This window comes from Neoroseomonas rubea (assembly GCF_016106015.1).
Lineage (GTDB): Bacteria > Pseudomonadota > Alphaproteobacteria > Acetobacterales > Acetobacteraceae > Neoroseomonas > Neoroseomonas rubea.
In genome coordinates this window covers 1-6802 of the sequence record NZ_JACADQ010000227.1, presented here as the reverse complement: position 1 = coordinate 6802, position 6802 = coordinate 1, and the positions used below count along the sequence as shown (strand labels likewise).

Annotated in this window: 8 protein-coding genes; 6 read left to right on the top strand and 2 right to left on the bottom strand. The window is 71.3% G+C overall.

Features of this window, described 5'->3' with window-relative positions; genetic code table 11:
• On the bottom strand, nucleotides 1-237 hold a 237-nt coding region (locus HW577_RS26625), incomplete at its 3' end, for a hypothetical protein (RefSeq protein ID WP_232475028.1).
• Here HW577_RS26625 and HW577_RS17790 point away from each other — a divergent pair.
• Genes HW577_RS17790 through HW577_RS17765 form a run of 6 tightly spaced genes read left to right on the top strand, consistent with a single transcriptional unit; the run spans nucleotide 230 to nucleotide 6637 of the window.
• Nucleotides 230-1384, top strand: coding sequence for a CpaE/TadZ family protein (locus HW577_RS17790; protein WP_232475027.1), 1155 nt, complete (start codon nucleotides 230-232; stop codon nucleotides 1382-1384). The two genes, HW577_RS26625 and HW577_RS17790, sit on opposite strands and share 8 nt — an antisense overlap.
• 3 nt (nucleotides 1385-1387) lie before the next feature.
• Entirely contained in the window at nucleotides 1388-2755 is a 1368-nt protein-coding gene (locus HW577_RS17785; RefSeq protein WP_232475026.1) for a TadA family conjugal transfer-associated ATPase, read from the top strand.
• Nucleotides 2756-2757: 2 nt separating this feature from the next.
• On the top strand, nucleotides 2758-3717 hold the full coding sequence (locus HW577_RS17780; protein ID WP_198377484.1) for a type II secretion system F family protein: 960 nt from the start codon (nucleotides 2758-2760) through the stop codon (nucleotides 3715-3717).
• 4 nt (nucleotides 3718-3721) lie between these two features.
• The gene (locus tag HW577_RS17775) at nucleotides 3722-4681 is read left to right on the top strand and encodes a type II secretion system F family protein (RefSeq protein WP_198377483.1); all 960 of its coding nucleotides are present in this window, start codon (nucleotides 3722-3724) and stop codon (nucleotides 4679-4681) included.
• A complete protein-coding gene (locus HW577_RS17770; RefSeq protein WP_198377482.1) occupies nucleotides 4681-5433 on the top strand; it encodes a tetratricopeptide repeat protein in 753 nt (250 codons plus the stop codon). The genes HW577_RS17775 and HW577_RS17770 overlap by 1 nt, the downstream gene beginning before the upstream one ends.
• Nucleotides 5434-5440: 7 nt before the next feature.
• Entirely contained in the window at nucleotides 5441-6637 is a 1197-nt protein-coding gene (locus tag HW577_RS17765) for a glycosyltransferase family 87 protein (RefSeq protein ID WP_198377481.1), read from the top strand.
• Here HW577_RS17765 and HW577_RS17760 read toward each other — a convergent pair.
• On the bottom strand, nucleotides 6606-6802 hold a 197-nt coding region (locus tag HW577_RS17760), incomplete at its 5' end, for a hypothetical protein (RefSeq protein WP_198377480.1). The two genes, HW577_RS17765 and HW577_RS17760, sit on opposite strands and share 32 nt — an antisense overlap.

The window sequence follows — 6802 nt, the reverse complement described above, 5'->3', positions numbered from 1 at the left end:
ACCGACCGCGGCCAGCAGGGCGCCGCGGCTGTCCGTGCGCTTGAAGCCGGCGCTCGCCCCGCCCTGCCGGCTGGCCTGTCGGATATCGGCGGCAGCGGCGGCGGTGCGGCCGGCGTGTCGCAGGGCGGCGGCGGCGGCGGGAGTGGCGGCGGTGCGCGCTGAACCCATGATGACCCGTGAAGTGCCCGACGCCCAGCGCGGCGGGGCGATCACGTCCGCGGACCGCCCGATGCTCATGGTCTTCGTCTCCGACGAGGCGAGCGAGGCTGCGATCCGCGGCGGGCTGGGCGACGTGCTGGGCATGCAGATCCGCCGAGGCACGGTGCGCACGGCGGTGAAGTCGCTCGAGAAGGAAGTGACGCCGCGCATCCTGATCGTCGACATCAGCGGCGTGGAGGATCCCTTCGCCGCGCTCGACGACCTTGCGTCGGTCTGCACGCCGGATGTCCGCGTCCTTGTCGTCGGCGAGCGGACGGAAATCGGCTTCTACCGGGACATTACCCGCAATATCGGCGTTCATGAATACCTGCACAAGCCGCTGACGCGCGACAATGTCGCCAGGCTCTTCGCCCCGCATGTCCAGGGCAGCGGCGATGTCGGCCAGGACCGCGGCGGCCAGGTGACCGTGGTCTGCGGCGTGCATGGCGGCGTCGGCGCGACGACGCTGGCGGTCAATCTCGGCCTGTCGCTCGAGGAAGCGACTCGCAGCCACGTCGCCATCCTCGACCTGCACCTGCGCGGCGGCACGGCGGCGATGATGCTGGGCGCGCGCGTCACCTCGGGCCTGCGCATCGCGCTCGAGGAACCCGAGCGGGTGGACAGCCTCTTTCTCGACCGCGTCGCCGTGCCGATCGGCGAGCGCGTGCGCCTGATCGCGGCCGAGGAGCCGATGGAGGCGGACACCTGCCCGTCCGAGGAAGGCGTGCGCCGCGTGATCGACATGCTGCGGCAGCGCTTCAACCATGTGGTGGTCGACCTGCCGATGCCCCCCGGGCCGGTGGAAAAGATGGTCCTGCAACGGGCACGGCATGTGGTGCTGGTGCTCGGGCCGGATGTCGCGAGCATCCGCGACACCGTCTCGTTGAGGAAGCTGGTGGCCACGACCGGCGCGCCGGGTCGCGTCATGACCGTGCTGAACGGCTCGGGCCGCCGGGGCTACCTGCCCGACAAGCTGGTCGCCGAGGGCATCGGCGCGGCGCCCGAGGTCGTGATCCCGGACCTCCCGCGCCAGTTGCCGCGCGCGGCCAATCTCGGGCGCCCGGCGCTGCGCGACAGCCCGCCCCTGCGGCGCGCGATGTCCCAGCTCACGCAGGAAATCGCGGCCGTGCGCTCGGCGGAGCGGTCCCGCTCGCTGTTCTCGCGACTTTTCGGACGCGGAGGCTGAACCATGCGACCCTTCGGGCGACGGAGCGAGGGCACCTCGCAGCTCCCGGTGCCGATCTCGACCGACGGGATGACGCGGTCGGTCAACATCTCGGCCGCCGATCTCGCGCTGTCCGACAGCGCGGAGCTGTCTCGCCTTCGCACGCTCGTGCTCGAGCGGATCGATCCGGTCGTCGCGGGTGAACTGCCGCCGGCGGCGCTGCGCCAGCAGCTCGATGCGCTGGTGCATGAGCTTGCCAGCCGCGAGCGGATGGAGATCTCGGCGCGCGACCAGTCGCGCATCGCCGAGGAGATCGCGCGCGACATGGTGGGCTACGGCCCGCTCGAGCCGCTGCTCGCCGACGACACCATCAACGACATCATGGTGAACGGCCCCGACAACGTCTTCGTCGAGGTCCGCGGCAAGCTGATCCGCACCAATGTCCGCTTCCGCTCCTCGGCGCAGGTCGCGGCCATCGCGCAGAAGATCGCCGCCACCGTCGGCCGGCGCGTCGATGAATCGAGCCCGCTGTGCGACGCGCGCCTGCTCGACGGCTCGCGCGTCAACATCGTCTTCCCGCCGCTCGCCCTCGACGGGCCGTGCATCTCGATCCGCAAATTCGCCAAGAAGCGCTACGACCTCGGCTCGCTCGCCGCGAACGGGTCGATGTCGGCGCCGGTGCAGCGGATCCTCGAGATCGCGGCGCGCTGCCGGCTGAACGTCGTGATCTCGGGCGGCACGGGCTCGGGCAAGACCACCATGCTCAACGCCATGTCGCGGCTGATCGACCATGGCGAGCGCATCGTCACGATCGAGGACGCGGCCGAACTGCAGCTGCAGCAGCCGCATGTGGTGCGGCTCGAGACCCGGCACGCCAACCTCGAGGGCCGCGGCGAGGTGACGGCGCGGGAGCTCGTGCGCAACGCGCTGCGCATGCGGCCCGACCGCATCATCGTCGGCGAGGTGCGCGGCCCGGAAGCCTTCGACATGCTCCAGGCCATGAACACCGGCCATGACGGGTCCTTCTGCACCGTCCACGCGAACTCGTCTCGCGATGCCCTGACGCGTATCGAGAACATGGTGATGATGGGCCAGGCGACCCTGCCTTCGCGCGCCATCCGCACGCAGATCGCCGCGGCGGTGGACGTCATCGTGCAGATCGAGCGCATGCGCGACGGCGGCCGCCGCGTCTCCCAGGTCAGCGAGATCTGCGGCCTGGAGGGCGATGTCATCACGATGAACGACATCTTCACCTTCCAGTATGAAGGGGAGAACGCGGACGGGCGCCTGCGCGGATCCTGGGTGTCGCCCGGCATGCGCCCGGCCTTCGTCGAGCGGCTCAACTACTTCGGCATGCTCGATCCCTGGATGCGCGCCCTCCAGGACGCCTGAAGATGGACCAGGCCCTTCTTCTCGGCGTCGGCGCCATCCTGACCGTCGCGCTCGTCACGGGCCTCGTGACGCTCGTGAAGACGGGACAGGCGCGCCGGCTGAAGGAGCGGGTCGCGGTGGCCGGCGCGCTCGAGGCGCAGGCCGCGCTCCAGAGCGGGTTGCCCAGCATCCGCCTGCAGACGAACGAGACGCAGCCGCTGGTGCAGCGCTTCCTGCGCCTGCTGCGCTTCAACCCGGACCTGCCGCAGGAACAGCTCATTCCCTGGTGGCTGACGATCCTGCTCGGCGTGATCGTGGGCGTGCTGGGCGGCTACTACATCGGCTTCCTGCTCGGCCGTTCGCTGTCCATACCGATCGGCCTGGTGCTTGGTCTCTTCGCCATCCGCGGGCTGTTCGGCTGGCAGCACCAGCGCTACGTCGAATCGATGTTCGTCCAGATCCCGGATGCGATCGGGATGATGGTCCGCGCGATCCGGGCCGGCCTGCCGGTGGGCGAGGCGATGCGCAGCGTCGCCGCGGAGATGAGTTCCCCGCTGCGCGACGAATTCTCCCGCATGCTGGGCGATGTCGCGGTCGGCCGGCCGGTCGACCAGGCGCTGATGCGGCTCTACAAGCGCACCGAGCTGCCGGAATTCTCGTTCCTCGCGGTCACGCTCGGCCTGCAGTCCCAGACCGGCGGCAACCTCGCCGAGACGCTCGAGAACCTCGCCGACATCGTGCGCAAGCGCGTGGCGCTCTCCAAGCGGGCCAAGGCGCTGGCGGCGGAAGCGCGCATGCAGGCCGGCATCCTGATGGTGCTGCCCTACATCGCGGCGCTGGCCATGTCGCAGATCCAGGACTTCTACATCGAGAACTTCTTCTACAACCCGACCGGGCAGAAGCTTCTGATGATCGGCCTCGGCTTCTCGGTGTTCGGCTACCTTGTGATCCGCTGGATGATCAAGCGCGCGGGATCGGATTGAGGCGATGATCGAACAGCTCCAGGGTTCCGGGCTGCTTGCCGTCCTGGCCGTCGGCGGCGCCGTCTTCTTCGCCATTCTCGCCGCGGTGCTGCTGGCGCGCGGGGCGGAGGACAAGGACATCTCGGGCCGCGTGCGCGGCCTGGTCCGGCCCACGGCCGACCAGCCTTCCGCGACCGGGGAACGCGCCAGCGCGGCGGTCGCGCCCTTCCGTCGCCTGGGCGAGGCGCTGCGCAACACGGCCATCGTGTCCGAGAAGGACATCGGCGACTTCCAGATGGCGATCGCCGCCGCCGGGCTCAATCCGCGCGCCGCGGTGCCGACCTTCATCGGCGTCAAGGCCGTGCTGATGGTGGCGCTGCCGATCCTCGCCTACGCCTATGCCCATGTGACGAACATGGGCGGGCCGCAGACGGCCTTCGTCGTGTTCGGCGGCATCTTCTTCTCGATCTTCGGGCCGAACTTCGTGCTCTCCTACCTGAAGGGGAAGCATCAGGAAAAGCTGCGCAAGGGCCTGCCGGACGCGCTCGACCTCCTCGTCGTCTGCGCCGAGGCGGGGCTCGGGATCGAGACCGCGCTCGACCGCGTGGCGCGTGAGATCGAGAACAACAACCGCCCGCTCGCCATCGCCTTCCTCGTGCTGGTGCAGGAACTGCGCATGCTGCCCGACCGCCGCCAGGCGCTGGAACGCTTCGCGGAACGTTCGGAGTTCGACGGCTTCAAGCGCCTCGGGGGGACGCTGTCGCAGACGCTGAAATACGGCACGCCGCTCGCCCAGGCGCTGCGGGTGCTGGCCGCGGAAATGCGCCAGGACCGCATGCTGCGGATCGAGGAGAAGGCGATCCGCCTCCCCGCCCTCTTGGTGATTCCGCTGATTCTCTTCATCATGCCCGCGGTCTTCATCGCCCTGGTCGGGCCTTCGGTGCTCGAACTCGGCAAGGGCCTCCTCTCAGGCATGGACCAGTGATGCGCAGCCCGTCAGCCCTGCTTCTCGCCCTTGCCCTCGGCGCCTGCGCGACTGGGGACGGGCCGCGCGACCCCGACACCGCCTCCCGCCTGCGCGTCGCCAGCACGGCGGAAGCGCAGGGGCAGATCGACGTGGCGCTGTCCATGTACGGCGCCGCCGCGGCGCGGGACCCGAACAACCCCGAGGTGCAGGCCCGCTTCGCCGGCGCGTTGATGCGCTCGGGCAACATGCGCCAGGCCGAGCAGGTGCTCGCCGCGGCGGTGGAACGCTCACCCAACGCCCGGCCGCTGATGGTCACGCTCGGCCGGCTCCGTCTGCGCAACGGCGCTGCGGGGGAGGCGCTTGGCCTGTTCGACCGCGTGCTGGCCTCCGAACCGCGCAACGTCGATGCGCTCGATGGCCGCGGCGTCGCGCTCGACCTGATGGGCCGCCATCCGGAAGCGCAGGAGGCCTATCGCCGCGCCCAGGCGGTCGAGCCTGACCGGATCTCGGTCGCCAACAATCTCGGCCTGTCGCTGCTGCTCGACGGCCGGCCGGATGAAGCGCGCGCGGTGCTCGAGCCGCTCGCCCGCCGGGCCGACGCGCCGCAGCGCGTCACGGCCAATTACGGCATCTCGCTCGCCGCCACGGGCGACGTCGCCGCGGCGCGCAACGTGCTCGGTGCGGAAGGGGGCGATGTCCAGGCCCTCGGCGAGAGCTTCCGCACGAACCGCCAGGTCATCGAGGTCACGCCCGGCGACGGGCGCAGCTGAACCACGCATGCCCGGCGGCGCGGGGGAGATGCGCTGGCTGACCGGCGCGCGCGTGGCGCTGTTCGGCGGCGCGATCGTCGTCTTCTACCTCGCCGTGCTGTTCGTCGGCACGCTGTTCCGCGCCGACGGGGCCCCGCCCACCGACTTCCTCGCCTTCCATGCCGCCGGGCGGCTCGCGCTCGCCGGTCGGGCGCCGGAGGCGTATGACTGGGATGTGCTCCAGCAGGTCCAGGCCGGCAGCCTTGCCGAAGGGGCGGCGGGGGCACCCTACCTCGCCTGGCTGAACCCGCCGCATTTCTTCTTCCTGGTGATCCCCTTCGCGATGCTGCCCTACGCCTGGGGCTGGCTCGTGTGGGTGCTGGCGACGGGCGCGGTCCATGCAGCCGCAGCCTGGGCGGTGCTGGGGCGGCCGGCCGCGATCCTTGCCGCGCTGGCGGCCCCGCCGGTGCTGCTGACCGCGAGCGTCGGGCAGAACGGGCTGCTGACGGCGGGGCTGATCGGCCTTTCCTTCGCGCTGATGGACCGCCGCCCATGGGCGGCGGGCCTCGCGCTCGGGCTGCTGACGATCAAGCCGCAATTCGGCCTGCTCCTGCCGTTGATCCTGGCGCTGACCGGGCGCTGGCGGGTCTTCGCCGCCGCCGCCGCCGTGGCGCTCGCGGCCATGGCGCTGTCCTGGCTGGCGTTCGGCAGCGCGACCTGGCTTGCCTTTCTGCCTTCGATCGCGGGCAATACTGAGCGGCTGCTCGGCCCGGGGCTCGAGGTCTCGCCCCGCATCCAGTCGGTCTTCGCCTTCGTCGCGCGGCTGACGGGGGAGGACCGCGCGGCCATGCTCGCCCATGGCATGGCGGCGCTGGCGGCGGCGGCGCTGACGCTGCGTCTGTGGCTCCGGCGCCCGGAAGGGCCCGAGGAGGCGCGCGCGGCGGCCGGCATCGCCGCGGCCTACCTGATGACGCCCTATGTCTGGGGCTACGACTCGCCCGCCATCGCGATCGCGGTGCTGTTCCTGGCGCGTGCGGGGATCCGCGACGGCTTCCTGGCCTGGGAAAAGCCGCTCCTGCTGCTGGCCTGCCTCTGGCCTGCCCTGCTCGTCCTCCACCCCTTTCCGCTTGTCATGCCGCTGGCCTGGGGGCTGGTGCTGTGGCTTGCCTGGCGGCGGGACCGGGCCTGGCGGCTCAGCCCGGCGCGGTGCGCGACGATGTCCTGAGGCACATGATGCGCGGCCGCGCCGGCCCCGCCTGCGGCGCGCCGCGCAGCCGCAACTCGACGCTCGGGACGCCGACGATCGGCCGCAGGTTCGGCTCCCGCGCGCCCAGCAGCAGCACGGCGCCGCGGCCGGAGGCGCAAAGCCCCGCCATCTGCGGCCCGGGCA